Source organism: Pseudomonas sp. FDAARGOS_761 (assembly GCF_013343155.1).
Lineage (GTDB): Bacteria > Pseudomonadota > Gammaproteobacteria > Pseudomonadales > Pseudomonadaceae > Pseudomonas > Pseudomonas aeruginosa.
On sequence record NZ_CP054572.1, the window covers coordinates 345,192 to 361,648 of the forward strand.

The window sequence follows — 16,457 nt, forward strand, 5'->3', positions numbered from 1 at the left end:
GGCCCCAGGAAGGAGCGAAACGCCCCGTCGACGCATCGACGGGGCGTTTTTCATTGCGGCATCAGTAGCGGGCATCCAGCGGACGCTTGTCCTTCGGCCAGTCCTTGATCTTGTCCGGGAAGTCCGGGCGCGGTTGGTGCGAAAAGTACTCCGCGACGTCCACTGCGTCCTGGTCGCTGAGGCCGCCCTGGCCGAGCGGGAAGCGTTCCTGGAAGCCGATCGGCATGTTGTGCTTGACGAAGGCGGCAGCGGTGAAGGTCCGCGCCATGCCGGCGCCGATATTGAACGACTCGTCGCCCCACAGCGGTGGGAAGAGCATCTCGCCGGCGCTGTTCCTCAGCCCCTCGCCATTCTCGCCATGACACACCGCGCATTGTCGGGCGTAGACCTTGCGGCCGTTCTCCGGGTCGGGCTTCAGCGCCGGGTCGACCTTGCCGACGCCGCGGCCGGCGACCTTGTCCTGCGGCCGGGTGTTGTTCTTCATCCAGTCGAAGTAGGCCACCATCGCCTGCATGTCGGCAGAGTCCGGCGGCAGAGGCTTACCGTTCATCGAGCGCCGGAAGCAGCCGTTGATGCGCTCCTCCAGGCCGATGACCTTGCCCGCCCGGGGCGCGTAGCTGGGGAAGAACGCCGAGACGCCGACGAAGGGCGAGCCGTCGGCTACGGTTCCGGCGTTCAGGTGGCAACTGGTGCAGTTCAACTGGTTGCCGACGTTCGCCGGCAGCAGCTCGCGGGTCTCCAGGTGCAGGCGCATGCCGCGTACCACCTGTTCGGCGTTCGGCGCCGCGAGCATGTCCGCCAGGCGTGGAGAGACGAAGGTCGTGGCCGGGTCGTTGCCGGCCTCGATCTGCTGGCGCAGTTTCTTCACCTGGCCGGCATCGATCGACGAACCCTGGTTGCCCCAACTGCTGCGGACGAAGCTGAGGATTTCGGCGATTTCGCGGTCTTCCAGCTGGGCGAAGCCGGGCATGGTGTAGACCCGCGAGTGGGTTGCGGTCTCCGCGGTTTTCCAGCCGGTAAGGGTGATATGCAGTAGCGTGCTCGGGTTGGCCGAAGCGACCGTGGGGTTGCCGGCCAGCGGCGGGAACATACCCGGGACGCCGCTGCCGTCCTTGCGGTGGCAGTCGGAGCAGAACTGCGCGTAGCCGAGACCGCCCCGCGAGCTGTACAGGTCGACCGGTGCTGCCAGTGGGCGTTCGCTGTCGGGCATGGGCAGGTCGTCCTTGCCGGCCGGCAGGGACTTCAGGTAGCTGGCGATGGCCAGCAGATCGTCGTCGCTGAAGTGCTGGGTGCTGTGGTGGATGACATCGGTCATGCTGCCGGACACCGTGGCGAAGCGGTTCTGCCCGGTCTTCAGCAACTGCACGGTGTCCTCCACCGTCCACAGGTTGCGCAGGCTCAGCGCTTGCCATTGTTCGACGGTTTCGCCGGCGAGGTAGAGCTGCCCGGAACGACCGGCTTCGCTCATGGCTTTTTCCTGGAAGGCGATGCCGCGCGGAGTATGGCAGGCGCCGCAGTGGCCGAGTCCCTGTACCAGGTAGGCGCCGCGGTTGATCGCCGGGTCCGCGTCGCTGGAGGGGGTGAACGGCGCGTCGTCGAGGAACGCCCAGTTCCACAGCGACAGGCCCCAGCGCTGGTTGAACGGCCAGCTCATCGCGCTCGGCGTATTCGCCTGGGTGACGGGTTGCACGCCGTGCATCAGGTAGGCGTACAGCGCACGCATGTCTTCTTCGCTGATCTTGGCGTAGGACGGGTAGGGCATCGCCGGATAGAGATTCACTCCCTCGGCGGTCACCCCCTTGCGCATGGCGCGGTCGAACTCTTCGAAGCTGTAGCGGCCGATGCCGGTCTCCCGGTCGGGAGTGATGTTGGTCGAGTAGATGGTACCCATTGGCGTCTTCAGCTCCAGGCCGCCGGCCATCGGCGCGCCCTGCGGGCCGGTATGGCAGGCGATGCAGTCGCCGAGCTGGGCCACGTAGCGGCCTTTTTCGATGAGCGCAGCGTCCGTGGTCGGTTCGCTGGCATGGAGCAGGGGAACGATGGAGCACAGCGCGCCGAGCAAGCCGAGGCGCGGGAAAGAAGCAGGCATTTCCTCATCCTTAGGCGTAGGCCTGGGGCGGTCCCCTCGGCCACGGTCCATTCTTTTTTTCGTTATGCGGCCGTCGACAGGACGACGGTCACGCCGCTGTTGTAACGGCTTTCAGGCGAGGTCGGCTTGATGTGGATCAGGCAGGAATCCCTATCGCGGCGAGGGGCTGCCGGCGTGCTCGGGCGAGGCGTTGCGGAAAGACCGGGACATGAGGAAAGTGACTCCGGGAAGGTCGTCCGTGACCTTCCCGGAACCGGCCGGAGGCGCCTTTGCCTCCGTTCGTGCGATCCGCCTCCCGGGCAGCGGCGCACGGATGACGCGTCCTGGCGTCATCGCAAAGGCTCAGCGCAGGGCGCGGGCGTAGCAGAAGAGGAACAGGTTGCGTACCAGCTCCTTGAGGATCAGCGGTTCGCTCGAGTTCAACTCGTGCAGGTCCAGGCCGCCCTGGTCACGCAGTTCGTCCAGCGCGTCTTCTTCCAGGACTGCGCAGATTTCCCCGGTTTCCCGGTGCAGGATCCGCAGGTAGGGGTGTGGCCGATCAAGCCAGGCATCGATCAAATAAGTCATGGCGCTCATCTCCGTGACAAGACTGTGAGATGAGAATAATTCTTATTATCGTAATAGCAAGTCTTGATCGTGCCTTTCGTCGCAAAACGAAAACGCCGCCGTGAAAACGGCGGCGTTCGTCACAAGTCGAGCCCGGTTCAGTGGGTACGGGCGACAGCGAATTCGCTGAGTTCGACCAGGGCGGAGCGGTATTCGTTGTCCGGCAGCGTATCCAGGCAGGCGATGGCGCGGGCGGCGTAGTCGCGGGCGAGGTTGGCGGTATAGTCCAGGGCGCCGGCAGCCTCGACGGCGGCACAGACGCTCTCCAGGTCCTGGCTGCCACCTTGCTGGATGGCCTTGCGTACCAGCGCGGCCTGCTCCTCGGTGCCGTCGCGCATGGTGACGATCAGCGGCAGGGTGGGCTTGCCTTCGGCGAGGTCGTCGCCGACGTTCTTGCCGAGGGTCGCGGCGTCGCCGCGGTAGTCGAGCAGGTCGTCCACCAGTTGGAAGGCGATTCCCAGGTAGTCGCCGAAGCGGCGCAGTGCCTCGGACTGTTCCTCGCCGGCCTGGCACAGCGCGGCGGCGCTGTGGGTCGAGGCCTCGAAAAGCATCGCGGTCTTGCCGCGGATCACTTCCATGTAGGTCTCTTCGGTAGTGCTGGCGTCGCGTACCTTGGACAATTGCAGCACTTCGCCCTCGGCGATCACCCGGGTGGCCTGGGATATGATGCGCATGACCGGCATGGAACCCAGCTCGACCATCATTTCGAAGGAGCGGGCATAAAGGAAGTCGCCTACCAGCACGCTCGGCGCGTTGCCCCACAGGGCATTGGCGGTGGAGCGGCCGCGGCGCAGGCCGGAGGCGTCGACGACGTCGTCGTGCAGCAGAGTGGAGGTGTGCAGGAATTCGATGGTGGCGGCCAGCAGGCAGAGGTCGTCGCCCTTGTAGCCCAGGGTCTTGCCGGCGAGCAGGACCAGCAGCGGACGCAGGCGCTTGCCGCCGGCGGAGATGATGTAGTCGCCGATCTTTTCCACCAGGGGAACGCGGGAGGTGAGTTGGCGACGGATGATCCCGTCGACGGCGGTGAAATCTTCCGCCACCACGCGGTAGAAGGCCTGGGGTTGCATCAGTGACAATAGCTCCACAAAGATTGCGCGGCATGCTAGGTGGCAGGGGGGGGACTGTCAAGGAAAGGCCCGTGGCACTTGCCTCGGCCTGGACCTTTCCGTACAATCGCGGGCCCTGAACTTCCTTGGCATACCCTGCCTTACGCAATTGCACGGGCGTCCGATCCGACCCCATGCAGCCATGCCGGCCGATTCCTACTTCTATAAAGCGTCGGGTGAGCAGGTTTAACGGAGATAGACATGTACGCAGTGATTGTTACCGGTGGCAAGCAGCACAAAGTCACCGAAGGCGAATTCCTCAAGGTCGAGAAACTCGACGTCGCTACCGGCGAAGCGATCGATTTCGACCGCGTCCTGCTGGTTGCCAATGGCGAAGACGTGAAAATCGGCCTGCCGGTCGTCGAAGGTGCGAAGGTTACCGCTGAAGTGGTTTCCCACGGCCGTCACGACAAGGTCCGCATCATCAAGTTCCGCCGTCGTAAGCACCACATGAAGCGTCAGGGCCACCGCCAGTGGTTCACTGAAATCAAGATCACCGGCATTCAGGCCTAATTCCTTTCTGGAGGATATGACTCATGGCACACAAAAAAGCTGGCGGTTCTACCCGCAACGGCCGCGACTCAGAAAGTAAACGCCTTGGCGTGAAACTGTTCGGCGGCCAGGCTGTAAAGGCTGGCAACATCCTGGTTCGTCAGCGCGGCACCAAATTCCACGCCGGTTACGGCGTTGGCCTGGGCAAGGACCACACCCTGTTCGCGAAAGTGGACGGCGTGGTCAAGTTTGAGACCAAAGGCGCCTTTGGTCGCAAATACGTGAGCATCGTTGCTGCCTAAGCAATAGCTCGCTGAAAAAGCCCTGTCTCGCGACGGGGCTTTTTTGTTTCTGCGCCGGCTTCCGGCCATGCCCTGCTTTCGGGGCATCCTGTATCCTATGTTTTTTTCTGTTAACCCGCCCTCGTGGTGGGAGGCATATCCATGAAATTCGTCGATGAAGTATCAATCCACGTGAAAGCCGGTGACGGCGGCAATGGCCTCATGAGCTTTCGTCGCGAGAAGTTCATCGAAAAGGGCGGTCCCAACGGCGGCGACGGTGGCGACGGCGGTTCCATCTACCTGGAAGCCGACGTCAACCTGAACACCCTGGTCGACTATCGCTACACCCGCCGTTTCGATGCCCAGCGCGGCGAGAACGGCGGCAGCAAGGACTGCACCGGGGCCAAGGGCGACGACCTGATCCTGCCGGTGCCGGTCGGTACTACCGTGATCGACGCCAATACCCAGGAGATCATCGGCGACCTGACCGAGCCCGGTCAGCGGCTGATGGTCGCGCAGGGCGGCTGGCACGGCCTCGGTAACACCCGTTTCAAATCCAGTACCAATCGGGCGCCGCGCCAGACCACCCCGGGCAAGCCGGGCGAGGCGCGCGACCTCAAGCTGGAACTGAAGGTGCTGGCCGACGTCGGCCTGCTGGGACTGCCGAATGCCGGCAAGAGCACTTTCATCCGTGCAGTGTCCGCGGCCAAGCCGAAGGTGGCCGACTATCCGTTCACCACCCTGGTGCCGAACCTCGGCGTGGTCAGCGTCGGTCGCTACAAGAGCTTCGTGGTCGCCGACATTCCCGGCCTGATCGAAGGTGCCGCCGAAGGCGCCGGGCTGGGCATCCGCTTCCTCAAGCATCTGGCGCGGACCCGTATCCTCCTGCATCTGGTGGACATGGCGCCGCTGGACGAAAGCGATCCGGCCGATGCCGCCGAGGTCATCGTTCGCGAGCTGGGTCGCTTCAGTCCGGCGCTGACCGAGCGCGAGCGCTGGCTGGTGCTGAACAAGATGGACCAGATCCTCGATCCGGCCGAGCGCGAGGTGCGCAAGCAGGCGGTGATCGAGCGGTTGGGCTGGGAAGGCCCGGTCTATGTGATCTCCGCCCTGGAGCGCGATGGCACCGAGGCGCTCAGCCAGGACATCATGCGCTATCTCGACGAGCGTACCCTGCGCCTGGAAGAAGATCCGCAGTATGCCGAGGAGCTGGCCGAACTCGACCGGCGTATCGAGGACGAGGCGCGGGCCCGTCTGCAGGCGCTGGACGATGCGCGCGCGCTGCGGCGTTCGGGGCTGAAGAACGCCGGTGCGGTGGATGACGATGATTTCGATGATGAGGAAGACGACGGCGACGGTCCGGAGATCTTCTACGTTCCCTGATGGCGTGATACCCCGCCGGGCGGGCCGGCGGGGCTGAAGAGTCGAAGCCTGGGCTTCTAAGGTTGAGGGTATGCGGGACAAGGTGACTGGCGCGCGGCGCTGGGTGGTGAAGATCGGTAGCGCCCTGCTGACGGCCGATGGCCGTGGGCTGGATCGCAATGCCATGGCCGTTTGGGTCGAGCAGATGGTGGCGCTGCATTGCGCCGGCATCGAGCTGGTGCTGGTGTCGTCCGGCGCCGTCGCCGCCGGTATGAGCCGCCTGGGCTGGGTGTCCCGACCTAGCGCGATGCACGAACTCCAGGCCGCCGCCTCGGTGGGACAGATGGGGTTGGTGCAGGCCTGGGAGTCCAGCTTCGCCCTGCATGGCCTGCAGACCGCCCAGGTGTTGCTGACCCATGACGACCTCTCCGACCGCAAGCGCTACCTGAACGCCCGCAGCACCCTGCGGACCCTGGTCGAGCTGGGCGTGGTCCCGGTGATCAACGAGAACGACACGGTGGTCACCGACGAGATCCGCTTCGGCGACAACGACACCCTGGCGGCACTGGTGGCCAACCTGGTCGAGGCCGACCTGCTGGTGATCCTTACCGATCGCGACGGTATGTTCGACGCCGATCCGCGCAACAATCCCGATGCCCAACTGATCTACGAGGCGCGTGCCGACGATCCGCAGCTCGATGCGGTGGCCGGCGGCAGTGCCGGCGCCCTGGGGCGCGGCGGAATGCAGACCAAGCTGCGGGCGGCGCGCCTGGCGGCGCGTTCCGGCGGGCATACGGTGATCGTCGGTGGGCGTATCGAGCGTGTCCTCGACCGCCTGCGCGCCGGCGAACGCCTCGGCACCCTGTTGACTCCTGATCGCAGTCGCAAGGCGGCGCGCAAGCAATGGCTGGCCGGCCACTTGCAGATGCGCGGCACCCTGGTGCTGGACGATGGTGCGGTGAAGGCGGTGAGCCAGGATCACAAGAGCCTGTTGCCGGTTGGGGTCAAGGCGGTCCAGGGCAGCTTCCGTCGCGGCGAGATGGTGGTCTGTGTGGACCAGGGCGGGCGCGAAGTGGCGCGCGGCCTGGTCAACTACAGTGCGCTGGAGGCGCAGAAGATCCTCGGTCAGCCGACGGATGCCATCGAGGCCTTGCTCGGCTACGTGGATGGGCCGGAGCTGGTGCATCGCGACAATCTGGTTCTGGTCTGAGGAGAGGGCGAATGCGCAAGCTCGCGGGGTTGCTGGGTGGTCTGCTGCTGTTGCCGGCGCTTGCCGGGGCGGAGGAGATCGGCGAGGTTTCCACGGTGTTCAAGTGGGTCGGGCCGAACGACAAGATTGTCGTCGAGGCTTTCGACGATCCCAAGGTGCAGGGTGTGACCTGCTATCTGTCGCGCGCCAAGACCGGTGGGGTCAAGGGCGGCCTGGGACTGGCGGAGGATCGCGCCGAGGCGTCGATCGCCTGTCGCCAGGTGGGGCCGATCCAGTTCAGTGGCGAACTCAAGGATGGCGAAGAGGTGTTCAAGCAGCGCACTTCGCTGGTGTTCAAAAGCATGCAGGTGGTGCGCTTCTTCGATCGCAAGCGCAATGCCTTGGTCTATCTGGTCTACAGCGACCGGGTGATCGAAGGTAGTCCGCAGAACGCGGTGACGGCGATTCCCCTCATGCCCTGGCCGACCGCTCGCTGAGGCGAGCGAGTCGCGGGCAATAAAAAACCGGCCATTGGCCGGTTTTTTATTCGAGCAAGGCGTGCCTTAGGCGGCAGCGGTGCTGAGGGCCTTGATGTGGCCGCTCAGACGGCTCTTGTGACGAGCAGCCTTGTTCTTGTGGATGATGCCTTTGTCAGCCATGCGGTCGATCACCGGTACAGCGGCGGTGAAGGCGGCCTGGGCTTTTTCCAGGTCCTTGGCGTCGATGGCTTTCACGACGTTCTTGATGTAGGTGCGCACCATGGAGCGCAGGCTGGCGTTGTGGCTGCGACGCTTCTCAGCCTGTTTGGCGCGTTTTTTGGCGGAAGGTGTGTTGGCCACCGTCGAGCTCCTCGAAAAAAACTGGGTAAATAGCGAACAAATTAAGGCCGCGAATAATGCCGTCGCCTCCAGGGGTTGTCAAGGGGCTGCGCATGCGGCCGGAAAGATCGGCGACGGATGTCGCCTGCTTTCTTGCGGGTGATTTATTCCGGCGCGCATTCTACACTCGGCGCGCCCTTGCGGACCGCCGTTCGGCGGCGAGGGCGCACTCGCGCGATGAACCGGCCCGGCCGGTCGCGGTCTTGGACAGGATCAATTTCGACATGCCGGCAGCCCGACATCCATGAATCTTCTCAAATCATTGGCGGCGGTGAGTTCCATCACCATGCTGTCGCGGGTCCTCGGCTTCGTCCGCGATACCATCCTGGCGCGGATCTTCGGTGCCGGCCTCGCCACCGACGCCTTTTTCGTCGCCTTCAAGCTGCCCAACCTGTTGCGGCGGATCTTCGCCGAAGGGGCGTTTTCCCAGGCTTTCGTGCCGATCCTGGCAGAGTACAAGAACCAGCAGGGCGAGGAGGCGACGCGGACCTTCATCGCCTACGTTTCCGGCTTGCTCACGCTGGTGCTGGCGCTGGTCACGGCGCTCGGCATCCTCGCCGCGCCTTGGGTTATCTGGGTCACCGCGCCGGGCTTCGCCGATACCCCGGAAAAGTTCGCCCTGACCACCGACCTGCTGCGGGTGACCTTTCCTTATATATTGCTGATCTCGCTGTCGTCCCTGGCCGGCGCGATCCTCAACACCTGGAACCGCTTCTCTGTGCCGGCCTTCGTGCCGACCCTGCTGAACGTCGCAATGATCGGCTTCGCGCTGTTCCTCACGCCTTATTTCGATCCGCCGGTCATGGTGCTGGGCTGGGCGGTGCTGGCCGGCGGCCTGTTGCAGCTCCTCTATCAACTGCCGCACCTGAGGAAGATCGGCATGCTCGTGCTGCCGCGCCTGAACCTCAGGGACAGCGGCGTCTGGCGGGTGATGAAGCTGATGCTGCCGGCGATCCTGGGGGTCTCGGTGAGCCAGATCTCGCTGATCATCAACACCATCTTCGCCTCGTTCCTGGCAGCCGGTTCGGTGTCCTGGATGTACTACGCCGACCGCCTGATGGAGCTGCCTTCCGGCGTATTGGGCGTGGCGCTGGGGACGATCCTCCTGCCGATGCTGGCGAAGACCTATTCGAACAAGGATCGCCATGAGTACTCGCGCCTGCTCGACTGGGGCCTGCGCCTGTGCTTCCTGCTGGTGCTGCCCTGTTCGCTGGCCCTGGCGATCCTCGCCGAACCTCTGACCGTCTCGCTGTTCCAGTACGGCAAGTTCACCACGGTGGACGCGGCGATGACCCAGCGCGCGCTGGTCGCTTACTCCGTCGGCCTGCTCGGCATCATCCTGGTCAAGGTTCTTGCGCCGGGCTTCTATGCCCAGCAGAACATCCGTACGCCAGTGAAGATCGCGCTCTTCACCCTGGTTTCCACCCAGCTGATGAACCTGGCCTTCATCGGCCCGCTTCAGCATGCCGGCCTGGCCCTGTCCATCGGCCTGGCCGCCTGCCTGAATGCCGGGCTGCTCTACTGGCAACTGCGCAAGCAGCGTCTGTACCTGCCGCAACCGGGCTGGGCGAAGTTCCTGGTCAAGCTGGTGGTCGCGGTGCTGGTGATGTCGGCGGTGCTGCTGGCCACGATGCACTGGCTGCCGGCCTGGGAGCAGGGCGCCATGCTGGAGCGATTCCTGCGCCTCGGCCTGCTGGTGGTTGCCGGTCTCCTGGCCTATTTCGGTATGCTCGCGCTGCTGGGTTTCCGCCTGCGCGACTTTTCCCGTCGGGCGGTGCTGTGAAGCGCGTCCGGGCTGGCGGCGGGATCATGCCGTTTTGCCTGTTGTCCGGCGCCCGGTACGCGTATAATCGACCACTTTCTGAGCAATAAGCGTGCTATGCAGCTGCTTCGCGGACTACACAACCTGCAGCCCCTGGCCGGGGGCTGCGTCGCCACCATCGGTAACTTCGACGGCGTCCACCTCGGGCACCAGGCTATCCTGGCGCGTCTGCGCGAGCGCTCGCTGGAGCTGGGCGTACCCAGCTGCGTGGTGATTTTCGAGCCGCAGCCGCGCGAGTTCTTCTCCCCCGATTCGGCGCCGGTGCGTCTGACCCGCCTGCGCGAGAAACTCGAGTTGCTGCGTGGGCAGGGCGTCGACGTGGTGCTCTGCCTGGCCTTCAACCGCCGCTTGCGGGAGCTGTCGGCAGCCGAGTTCGTCCGCCAGGTCCTGGTCGATGGACTGGCGGTGCGGCACCTGGAAGTGGGCGACGATTTCCGTTTCGGCTGCGACCGCTCCGGTGACTTCGCCTTCCTGGTGAACGCCAGTCGCGAGCAGGGGTTCACCGTCGAGGCGGCCGCCACCGTCGAACTGGACGGCGTGCGGGTGAGCAGCACGCGGGTCCGCCAGGCCCTGGCCGAGGGCGACCTGCATCTCGCCGAGCGCCTTCTGGGGCGTCCCTTCAGCCTGAGCGGACGGGTCCTGCATGGACAGAAACTCGGCCGGCAACTGGGCTCGCCCACGGCCAACATTCAACTGAAACGGCGCAAGGCGCCGTTGAACGGGGTCTACCTGGTCAGTACGCTGGTCGATGGCCAGCGTTGCCAGGGGGTGGCGAACATCGGCACCCGCCCTTCGGTGAACGGCGACGGCCGTCCCCATCTGGAAGTGCACCTGCTCGATTTCGCCGGCGATCTATACGGCCGGCATCTGCAGGTGACCTTCCACCAGAAGCTGCGCGACGAGCAGCGTTTTGCCTCCCTGGAGGCACTCAAGGCGGCGATTCTCGCGGATATCGCCGCCGCCCGGGCCTACTGGCTGGGCCAACCGCTTGATTGAAGAGATCCTGAACAGGCCCTGAGATGACCGACTACAAAGCGACGCTAAACCTTCCGGAAACCGCCTTCCCAATGAAAGCCGGCCTGCCCCAGCGCGAGCCGGAAACCCTGAAGTTCTGGAACGACATCGGTCTGTACCAGAAGCTGCGGGCCATTGGCGGCGACCGTCCGAAGTTCGTCCTGCACGATGGCCCTCCGTACGCCAACGGCAGCATTCACATCGGTCACGCGGTCAACAAGATTCTCAAGGACATCATTGTCCGCTCCAAGACCCTGGCGGGCTACGACGCGCCCTATGTGCCGGGCTGGGATTGCCACGGCCTGCCCATCGAGCACAAGGTCGAGACCACCCACGGCAAGAATCTTCCGGCGGACAAGACCCGCGAACTGTGCCGCGAATACGCAGCCGAGCAGATCGAAGGGCAGAAGGCCGACTTCATCCGCCTGGGCGTGCTCGGCGAGTGGGACAACCCCTACAAGACCATGAATTTCGCCAACGAGGCGAACGAAATCCGCGCCCTCGCGGAAATGGTCAAGCAGGACTTCGTGTTCAAGGGCCTGAAGCCGGTCAACTGGTGCTTCGACTGTGGTTCGGCGCTGGCCGAGGCTGAGGTCGAGTACGCCGACAAGAAGTCGCCGACCATCGACGTCGGCTTCCCGGTGGCGGATGCCGACAAGCTGGCCGCGGCCTTCGGCCTGGCGGCCCTGGACAAGCCGGCGCAGATCGTCATCTGGACCACCACGCCCTGGACCATCCCGGCCAACCAGGCGCTGAACGTGCATCCGGAGATCGACTACGCGCTGGTCGATGCCGGCGATCGCTACCTGGTGCTGGCCGAGGCCCTGGTCGAGTCCTGCCTGGCGCGCTACCAGCGCGAGGGCAAGGTGGTCGCCACCGCCAAGGGCGAGGCGCTGGAACTGATCAACTTCCGCCATCCGTTCTACGAGCGCCTGTCGCCGGTGTACCTGGCCGACTACGTGGCCCTCGACGCCGGCACCGGTATCGTCCACTCGTCGCCGGCCTACGGTGAAGACGACTTCTACACCTGCAAGCGCTACGGGATGAGCAACGATGACATCCTCAGCCCGGTGCAGAGCAACGGCGTCTACGTCGACTCGTTGCCGTTCTTCGGCGGCCAGTTCATCTGGAAGGCCAACCCCAACGTGGTGGCCAAGCTGGAAGAGGTCGGCAGCCTGCTGGCCCACGAAACCATCAATCACAGCTACATGCACTGCTGGCGGCACAAGACGCCGCTGATCTATCGCGCCACCGCGCAGTGGTTCGTCGGCATGGACAAGCAGCCCAGGCAGGGTGCTTCCCTGCGCGAGCGAGCGCTGGAAGCCATCACCCAGACCGAATTCGTCCCGGGCTGGGGCCAGGCGCGCCTGCACGGAATGATCGCCGGGCGTCCCGACTGGTGCATCTCGCGCCAGCGCAACTGGGGCGTACCGATCCCGTTCTTCCTGCACAAGGCCAGCGGCGAACTGCATCCACGCACCGTCGAGCTGATGGAAGAGGTCGCGCAGCGAGTCGAGAAGGAAGGCATCGAAGCCTGGTTCAAGCTCGACGCCGCCGAGTTGCTCGGCGAGGAGGCCGCGCAGTACGACAAGATCAACGACACCCTGGACGTCTGGTTCGACTCCGGCACCACCCACTGGCACGTGCTGCGTGGTTCCCACCGGATCGGCCATGCCAGCGGCCCGGTCGCCGATCTCTACCTGGAAGGTTCCGACCAGCACCGCGGCTGGTTCCACTCCTCGCTGCTGACCGGCTGCGCGATCGACAACCATGCGCCGTACCGCCAGTTGCTGACCCACGGTTTCACCGTCGACGAGTCCGGCCGCAAGATGTCCAAGTCACTGGGCAATACCGTGGTGCCGCAGACCGTCATCGATACCCTGGGCGCCGACATCCTGCGCCTGTGGGTAGCCTCGACCGATTACTCGGGCGAGATCGCGGTATCCCAGCAGATTCTCCAGCGCAGCGCCGATGCCTACCGGCGGATCCGCAATACCACGCGCTTCCTGCTGTCCAACCTGAACGGTTTCGATCCGGCCACTGATCTGCTGCCGCCCCAGGAAATGCTGGCCCTGGATCGCTGGGCGGTCGATCGCGCCCTGCTCTTGCAGCGCGAGATCGAAGAGGCGTACCGCGAGTACCGCTTCTGGAACGTCTATTCCAAGGTGCACAACTTCTGCGTACAGGAGCTGGGCGGGTTCTACCTGGACATCATCAAGGACCGCCAGTACACCACCGGCGCCAACAGCGTCGCCCGGCGCTCCTGCCAGACCGCACTGTTCCACATCGCCGAGGCCCTCGTACGCTGGATCGCCCCGATCCTGGCGTTCACCGCCGAGGAAGTCTGGAAGTTCCTGCCCGGCGAGCGCGCCGAGTCGGTAATGCTCGCCACCTGGTACGACGGCCTCAGCGAATTGCCGGCCGACGTGACGTTGAATCGCCAGTACTGGGAGCAGGTCATGGCGGTGAAGGCCGCGGTCAACAAGGAGCTGGAGAACCAGCGCGCGGCCAAGGCCGTGGGCGGCAACCTGCAGGCCGAGGTCACCCTGTATGCGGAAGACGCGCTGCAGGCCCAATTGGCCAAGCTGGGCAACGAGCTACGCTTCGTCCTGATCACCTCGACCGCGACCCTGGCGCCGCTGTCGGCGGCTCCGGCCGACGCGGTGGACAGCGAAGTCGCCGGCCTCAAGCTGAAAGTGGTCAAGTCGACCCACGCCAAGTGCGGTCGTTGCTGGCACCATCGCGAGGACGTCGGTCAGCACGCTGCGCATCCTGACCTGTGTGGTCGCTGCATCGAGAACATCGAAGGCAGCGGCGAGGTTCGCCACTATGCCTGAGGTCGATCGTTTCGGGCGCTTGCCCTGGCTGTGGATCACCGTGCTGGTGTTCGTCCTCGACCAGCTCAGCAAGGCGTTCTTCCAGGCCGAACTGAGCATGTACCAGCAGATCGTGGTGATCCCCGATCTGTTCAGTTGGACCCTGGCCTACAACACCGGTGCCGCCTTCAGCTTCCTGGCCGACAGCTCGGGCTGGCAGCGCTGGCTGTTCGCCCTGATCGCCATCGTCGTCAGCGCGATCCTGGTGGTCTGGCTGAAACGCCTGAAGAAAGGCGAGACCTGGTTGGCCATCGCCCTGGCGCTGGTGCTCGGTGGCGCCCTGGGCAACCTCTACGACCGCATGGTTCTTGGCCACGTGGTGGACTTCATCCTGGTGCACTGGCAGAACCGCTGGTACTTCCCGGCGTTCAACCTGGCCGATAGCGCCATCACCGTCGGCGCCGTCATGCTGGCGCTCGACATGTTCAGATCGAAGAAATCCGGAGAAGCCGCCCATGGCTGAGTCGACCCGCATTGGCCAGGAGAGCCGCGTCACCCTGCATTTCGCCCTCAAGCTGGAGGACGGCAACGTCGTCGACAGCACCTTCGACAAGCAGCCGGCCTCGTTCAAGGTCGGCGACGGCAACCTGCTGCCGGGCTTCGAACAGGCGCTGTTCGGCTTGAAGGCTGGCGACAAGCGCACCCTGAGCATTCTTCCCGAACAGGGCTTCGGCCAGCCGAATCCGCAGAACGTGCAGATCATGCCGCGCGACCAGTTCCAGGACATGGAGCTGGCCGAGGGCCTGCTGGTGATCTTCAACGACGCGGCCAAGACCGAACTGCCGGGCGTGGTCAAGGCGTTCGATGAGCAGCAGGTGACCGTCGACTTCAATCATCCGCTGGCCGGCAAGACCCTGGCCTTCGAAGTCGAGATCATCGACGTCCAGCCGGCCTGAACCGTCGGTCGCTGCGCCCTTCCCAAGCGGGGAGGGCGGTAGCAAGGTTCATTCGTCCAATCACCGCGTCGCCCACGAGATCGCCATGCAAATCAAACTCGCCAATCCCCGCGGCTTCTGCGCCGGCGTGGATCGCGCCATCGAGATCGTCAACCGTGCCCTCGATGTCTTCGGCCCGCCGATCTACGTGCGTCACGAGGTGGTGCACAACAAGTTCGTCGTGGACAACCTGCGCCAGCGCGGCGCCATCTTCGTCGAGGAACTCGATCAGGTGCCGGACAACGTCATCGTCATCTTCAGCGCCCACGGCGTTTCCCAGGCGGTCCGCAAGGAAGCCGAGGGGCGCGGCCTGAAGGTTTTCGACGCGACCTGCCCGCTGGTGACCAAGGTGCACATGGAAGTGGTGCGCTACAGCCGCGACGGCCACGAATGCGTGCTGATCGGGCATGAAGGCCACCCCGAGGTGGAAGGCACCATGGGCCAGTACGATGCCAGCAACGGCGGTGCCATCTACCTGGTGGAGGACGAGGCCGACGTCGCCGCGCTGGAGGTGCGCAAGCCCGAAGCCCTGCACTACGTGACCCAGACCACCCTGTCGATGGACGACACCTCGAAGGTCATCGATGCCCTGCGCGCCAAGTTCCCGCAGATCCAGGGGCCGCGCAAGAACGACATCTGCTATGCCACCCAGAACCGCCAGGATGCCGTGAAGGAACTGGCCGACCAGTGCGACATGGTCCTGGTGGTGGGCAGCCCCAACAGTTCCAACTCCAACCGCCTGCGCGAACTCGCCGAGCGCATGGGCACGCCGGCCTACCTGATCGACGGTGCCGAGGACATGCAACGCGGCTGGTTCGACGGTGTGCGTCGCATCGGAATCACCGCAGGCGCCTCCGCGCCGGAAGTGCTGGTGCGCGGCGTGATCGCCCAGCTACGCGAGTGGGGGGCGTCGGAGGAACAGGAACTGGACGGGCGAGAGGAGAACATTACCTTCTCGATGCCCAAGGAACTGCGGGTCAAGGCTTTGTGAGCCGTGCGCAATAAAAGAGCCCCTCTCGTAGAGGGGCTCTTTCGTTTCAGCGCCAGCAGTCGTTGACGGTGCTGTTGTTGCCGGTCTTGCCGGCTGCGCCGCGTTCGCCGAGCTGATTGAGCGTCAGCTTGCCGCAGGTCTTGTCGCGGGTCTGCGAGTTGATCGGCGTGGCGGTCAGGGTATAGGTGGTGCTGGTGGGTGTCGCTATGGTGAGGTTGTACAGGTTGTTCGGCGAGTTGGCCGAACTCATGCCCAGCTTGGCTACGTCCTTGGTGTAGCCGACCCCGGGGTTCTGCGAGTAGTAGCGTTCCTGGCGCGCGGCTGCGTCCGAGAGCAGGGCCTGGCCCTCGGTGCGGTTGGAGCGGATCACGTAGTTCTGGTAACTGGGAATGGCGATGCCGAGGAGGATGCCGATCACCGCCACTACCACCACCATTTCCAGCAACGTGAAGCCCTTCTGTCTTGTCCTCATCGGGGCTGCTCCTCCCCGTCCTGGCGGGGCTGTTCTTTCTCGATCATCTCGGCCAGCTCCTGTTCGCTCATCTGTTTGTGAATGTAGATATCGGTGATGGTGGACCACGGCTGGCTGACGGTGCCAGAGTAGGACACCACGGAGCCCGGCTTGACCTGGAACAGGCTGGGCATGCCGTTCCTGACGGTGCTGTTGGGCAGGCGGTAGAGCCGGTGGTCGATGTCCACCAGGTTCTTCTCGACCTGGACTTCGAAGACCACGCCAGCGCCTTCGAAGGTCTGGGGATCTTCGGCCCAGCAGAGGCCGGGAACGGCCAGGGCCAGCAGCATAGGCAGCACTTTCAT

The 16,457-nt window shown here is 64.6% G+C and carries 17 protein-coding genes; 11 read left to right on the forward strand and 6 right to left on the reverse strand.

Features of this window, described 5'->3' with window-relative positions:
* Positions 1-61 precede the first annotated feature (61 nt).
* The 3 genes from FOC67_RS01600 to FOC67_RS01610 all read right to left on the reverse strand — a co-directional run bounded on the left by FOC67_RS01600 (position 62) and on the right by FOC67_RS01610 (position 3,762).
* Positions 62-2,089, reverse strand: coding sequence for a c-type cytochrome (locus FOC67_RS01600; RefSeq protein ID WP_009316260.1), 2,028 nt, complete (start codon positions 2,087-2,089; stop codon positions 62-64).
* A 342-nt stretch (positions 2,090-2,431) separates the two neighbouring features.
* The gene (locus tag FOC67_RS01605) at positions 2,432-2,656 is read right to left on the reverse strand and encodes a hypothetical protein (protein WP_003094765.1); all 225 of its coding nucleotides are present in this window, start codon (positions 2,654-2,656) and stop codon (positions 2,432-2,434) included.
* A gap of 137 nt (positions 2,657-2,793) precedes the next feature.
* Positions 2,794-3,762: a polyprenyl synthetase family protein gene (locus FOC67_RS01610; protein WP_003094763.1), complete on the reverse strand. Its 969-nt coding sequence runs from the start codon at positions 3,760-3,762 to the stop codon at positions 2,794-2,796.
* A 240-nt stretch (positions 3,763-4,002) separates the two neighbouring features.
* On the opposite strand from FOC67_RS01610, the gene rplU reads away from it, so the two are divergent.
* The 5 genes from rplU (at position 4,003) to FOC67_RS01635 (ending at position 7,622) form a co-directional block, all read left to right on the forward strand.
* Positions 4,003-4,314, forward strand: coding sequence for a 50S ribosomal protein L21 (gene rplU, locus FOC67_RS01615; RefSeq protein WP_003094761.1), 312 nt, complete (start codon positions 4,003-4,005; stop codon positions 4,312-4,314).
* A 23-nt stretch (positions 4,315-4,337) separates the two neighbouring features.
* Positions 4,338-4,595 (forward strand): 50S ribosomal protein L27, encoded by a 258-nt coding sequence (gene rpmA, locus FOC67_RS01620; protein WP_003094760.1) that lies wholly within the window; start codon positions 4,338-4,340, stop codon positions 4,593-4,595.
* Positions 4,596-4,736: 141 nt separating this feature from the next.
* A complete protein-coding gene (cgtA, locus tag FOC67_RS01625; RefSeq protein ID WP_009316261.1) occupies positions 4,737-5,957 on the forward strand; it encodes an Obg family GTPase CgtA in 1,221 nt (406 codons plus the stop codon).
* 70 nt (positions 5,958-6,027) lie between these two features.
* The gene (gene proB / locus FOC67_RS01630; RefSeq protein WP_003094756.1) at positions 6,028-7,146 is read left to right on the forward strand and encodes a glutamate 5-kinase; all 1,119 of its coding nucleotides are present in this window, start codon (positions 6,028-6,030) and stop codon (positions 7,144-7,146) included.
* A gap of 11 nt (positions 7,147-7,157) precedes the next feature.
* Positions 7,158-7,622, forward strand: coding sequence for a CreA family protein (locus FOC67_RS01635; protein WP_003094746.1), 465 nt, complete (start codon positions 7,158-7,160; stop codon positions 7,620-7,622).
* 66 nt (positions 7,623-7,688) lie between these two features.
* Here the strand turns inward: FOC67_RS01635 and rpsT are convergent, their stop codons facing one another.
* On the reverse strand, positions 7,689-7,964 hold the full coding sequence (gene rpsT, locus FOC67_RS01640) for a 30S ribosomal protein S20 (RefSeq protein WP_003094744.1): 276 nt from the start codon (positions 7,962-7,964) through the stop codon (positions 7,689-7,691).
* Between the two features lie 283 nt (positions 7,965-8,247).
* Here rpsT and murJ point away from each other — a divergent pair, with 283 nt between their 5' ends.
* From murJ to ispH, 6 genes are all read left to right on the forward strand, one after another.
* On the forward strand, positions 8,248-9,786 hold the full coding sequence (gene murJ, locus FOC67_RS01645) for a murein biosynthesis integral membrane protein MurJ (RefSeq protein WP_023435611.1): 1,539 nt from the start codon (positions 8,248-8,250) through the stop codon (positions 9,784-9,786).
* Positions 9,787-9,882: 96 nt separating this feature from the next.
* On the forward strand, positions 9,883-10,821 hold the full coding sequence (gene ribF / locus FOC67_RS01650) for a bifunctional riboflavin kinase/FAD synthetase (protein ID WP_003110419.1): 939 nt from the start codon (positions 9,883-9,885) through the stop codon (positions 10,819-10,821).
* Between the two features lie 23 nt (positions 10,822-10,844).
* On the forward strand, positions 10,845-13,676 hold the full coding sequence (ileS, locus tag FOC67_RS01655) for an isoleucine--tRNA ligase (protein WP_003094730.1): 2,832 nt from the start codon (positions 10,845-10,847) through the stop codon (positions 13,674-13,676).
* A complete protein-coding gene (gene lspA, locus FOC67_RS01660) occupies positions 13,669-14,178 on the forward strand; it encodes a signal peptidase II (RefSeq protein ID WP_003094728.1) in 510 nt (169 codons plus the stop codon). Before ileS ends, lspA begins: the two co-directional genes overlap by 8 nt.
* A complete protein-coding gene (gene fkpB, locus FOC67_RS01665) occupies positions 14,171-14,611 on the forward strand; it encodes an FKBP-type peptidyl-prolyl cis-trans isomerase (protein ID WP_003102613.1) in 441 nt (146 codons plus the stop codon). Before lspA ends, fkpB begins: the two co-directional genes overlap by 8 nt.
* Positions 14,612-14,696: 85 nt before the next feature.
* A complete protein-coding gene (ispH, locus tag FOC67_RS01670; protein ID WP_003134939.1) occupies positions 14,697-15,641 on the forward strand; it encodes a 4-hydroxy-3-methylbut-2-enyl diphosphate reductase in 945 nt (314 codons plus the stop codon).
* Between the two features lie 46 nt (positions 15,642-15,687).
* Here ispH and pilE read toward each other — a convergent pair whose 3' ends face one another.
* Both pilE and pilY2 read right to left on the reverse strand, forming a co-directional pair.
* Entirely contained in the window at positions 15,688-16,113 is a 426-nt protein-coding gene (gene pilE, locus FOC67_RS01675; protein WP_003094721.1) for a type 4a pilus minor pilin PilE, read from the reverse strand.
* Positions 16,110-16,457: a type 4a fimbrial biogenesis protein PilY2 gene (gene pilY2, locus FOC67_RS01680; protein ID WP_003102609.1), complete on the reverse strand. Its 348-nt coding sequence runs from the start codon at positions 16,455-16,457 to the stop codon at positions 16,110-16,112. The genes pilE and pilY2 overlap by 4 nt, the downstream gene beginning before the upstream one ends.

What these genes read in the sequence shown, in the direction of transcription:
- fkpB (WP_003102613.1), top strand. Translation starts at nt 14,171, where the DNA reads ATGGCTGAGTCGACCCGCATTGGCCAGGAGAGCCGCGTCACCCTGCAT.
- ileS (WP_003094730.1), top strand. Translation starts at nt 10,845, where the DNA reads ATGACCGACTACAAAGCGACGCTAAACCTTCCGGAAACCGCCTTCCCA.
- FOC67_RS01610 (WP_003094763.1), bottom strand. Translation starts at nt 3,762, where the DNA reads ATGCAACCCCAGGCCTTCTACCGCGTGGTGGCGGAAGATTTCACCGCC.
- FOC67_RS01605 (WP_003094765.1), bottom strand. Translation starts at nt 2,656, where the DNA reads ATGACTTATTTGATCGATGCCTGGCTTGATCGGCCACACCCCTACCTG.
- pilY2 (WP_003102609.1), bottom strand. Translation starts at nt 16,457, where the DNA reads ATGAAAGTGCTGCCTATGCTGCTGGCCCTGGCCGTTCCCGGCCTCTGC.
- pilE (WP_003094721.1), bottom strand. Translation starts at nt 16,113, where the DNA reads ATGAGGACAAGACAGAAGGGCTTCACGTTGCTGGAAATGGTGGTGGTA.
- proB (WP_003094756.1), top strand. Translation starts at nt 6,028, where the DNA reads ATGCGGGACAAGGTGACTGGCGCGCGGCGCTGGGTGGTGAAGATCGGT.
- FOC67_RS01635 (WP_003094746.1), top strand. Translation starts at nt 7,158, where the DNA reads ATGCGCAAGCTCGCGGGGTTGCTGGGTGGTCTGCTGCTGTTGCCGGCG.
- FOC67_RS01600 (WP_009316260.1), bottom strand. Translation starts at nt 2,089, where the DNA reads ATGCCTGCTTCTTTCCCGCGCCTCGGCTTGCTCGGCGCGCTGTGCTCC.
- ispH (WP_003134939.1), top strand. Translation starts at nt 14,697, where the DNA reads ATGCAAATCAAACTCGCCAATCCCCGCGGCTTCTGCGCCGGCGTGGAT.
- murJ (WP_023435611.1), top strand. Translation starts at nt 8,248, where the DNA reads ATGAATCTTCTCAAATCATTGGCGGCGGTGAGTTCCATCACCATGCTG.
- cgtA (WP_009316261.1), top strand. Translation starts at nt 4,737, where the DNA reads ATGAAATTCGTCGATGAAGTATCAATCCACGTGAAAGCCGGTGACGGC.
- rpmA (WP_003094760.1), top strand. Translation starts at nt 4,338, where the DNA reads ATGGCACACAAAAAAGCTGGCGGTTCTACCCGCAACGGCCGCGACTCA.
- ribF (WP_003110419.1), top strand. Translation starts at nt 9,883, where the DNA reads ATGCAGCTGCTTCGCGGACTACACAACCTGCAGCCCCTGGCCGGGGGC.
- rplU (WP_003094761.1), top strand. Translation starts at nt 4,003, where the DNA reads ATGTACGCAGTGATTGTTACCGGTGGCAAGCAGCACAAAGTCACCGAA.
- lspA (WP_003094728.1), top strand. Translation starts at nt 13,669, where the DNA reads ATGCCTGAGGTCGATCGTTTCGGGCGCTTGCCCTGGCTGTGGATCACC.